Origin of the sequence: Pseudomaricurvus sp. (genome assembly GCF_965662505.1) — a bacterium.
Taxonomy (GTDB): Bacteria; Pseudomonadota; Gammaproteobacteria; order Pseudomonadales; family Cellvibrionaceae; genus Pseudomaricurvus.
Map to the genome: position 1 here is coordinate 1 of NZ_CBFIHX010000243.1, position 1,654 is coordinate 1,654.

1 protein-coding gene is annotated in these 1,654 nt (G+C 53.3%); it reads left to right on the forward strand.

What is annotated here, in order from left to right; all coding sequences use genetic code 11:
• Positions 1 to 51: 51 nt before the first annotated feature.
• Positions 52 to 1,654 (forward strand): TonB-dependent receptor (locus ACTG33_RS17165; RefSeq protein ID WP_439136495.1); only part of this gene is annotated, 1,603 nt, incomplete at its 3' end.

The following is a 1,654-nucleotide window of genomic DNA, read 5'->3' on the forward strand; positions in this document are numbered from 1 at the left end:
TGCCCCTTTTTTATGTAATACTGCCGCTCTGAATGAAAGCGGGGGAGAATCATGGCGTCTGTTATTGACGATAAAAAATCCACGGCCAACCAGGCGGGATCAATATCCTGCGTCACTTGTCTTGGTTTCGGACTGGCTTTGGGGTTGCCATTACAAGCCGCGGAGCCAGCTGCGGGCGCGAGGTTTCTGGATGAAATGACGGTTACTGGGCGACGGGATCAAGAAGCCGGAAAAGCTTTAATCGGTCAGGTGAGCCAGATTAACAGTGACGACATTCAGGCGCTGGGGCACACCCATCTGCAGGAGCTGGCAGTCCGAATCCCAGGCGTCTGGTTCAGTCGCGGCAATGGCCAGGAGATGTTGGCGGCGGTGCGCTCTCCCGTGTATACCGGTGCCGGCAGTTGCGGAGAATTGTTAATTGCCGAGAACAGTATACCAATACGCCCCAGTGGTTTGTGTAATGTGAATCAGCTGTTTGAAGTGAATACAGAGCAGGCGGGTGCGTTAGAAGTCTGGCGCGGAGCCGGCACGGTGTTTTATGGTTCCAACGCAGTTCATGGCGTGGTGAATAGTTTAACCCCTGCATTCGGGCAGAAGTACGCCGCTCTTGAAGCCGGTCCCCATGATTATTACCGTGCAAAACTGGCTTGGGGATTTGAGCAAGGGGATCATCAGTGGCAGTTGGATGCCAATGGTGTCAGTGACGGTGGTTTAAAAGAGGACGCTGGCTACGATCAGCAAAAAGCCACGCTACAACATCGTTGGGATGGTGATGTGTTGGCGACCAAAACCACGCTGTCGATGGTCAATCTCAATCAGGAAACGGCGGGCTACCTGCAAGGATACGAAGCCTATAAAGACTCCGGCTGGAAAAATAATCCCAATCCAGAAGCTTTCCGCGATGCGCAGGCAGTAAGGTTGGCCTCGACTCTGAGCTGGCAGACTGATGAACAATCCCAGTGGCAGTTCTCTCCCTACGCTCGTTACAGTGATATGCGTTTTTTGCAGCATTATCTACCGGGGCAGCCCATAGAAGAAAACGGACAGAAAAGCGCGGGCTTTTTACTGAATTACCATACATCTTTGAGCGATCAGTGGCGACTGTGGACAGGGCTGGACGGCGAGTGGGCCGATATGAGGGTGAAAGAAGTTCAGTCGGATCAGCTGCTGGAACCGTGGTATAGCAGCCGCTACCAAGGTACGCATTACGATTTTGATGTAACCAGCACTCAGTTGGCGGCCTTCGTTAATGCAGAGTGGAGCTGGCGCCCTGAGGTTGCGGTTGAGTTTGGGGTGCGCTGGGAAACGTTGACCTACGATTATGACAATCGCATGCTCGATGGCAGCACTCGCGACGATGGTGCAGATTGCGCCACGTCCAGTGGTGATTGCCGTTATTTCCGTCCGGAAGACCGCAAAGATCATTTCAGCAATGTCAGTGCTCAACTGGGTGGCCGCTATCAGATCAGCGATCAATGGATGCTCTATGGGCGTTTGGCCCGCGCCTTTCGCGCACCTCAAATTAATGAGCGCTACCGCTTGTTGGCTGGGCAGAGTGTGGCTGAGTTTGAAGAAAAAACCGTCGACAGCCTGGAGGTTGGGACGCGTTATAGTTCTGATCGTTTCACAGCAGAGCTCAGCGCCTATGCAATGA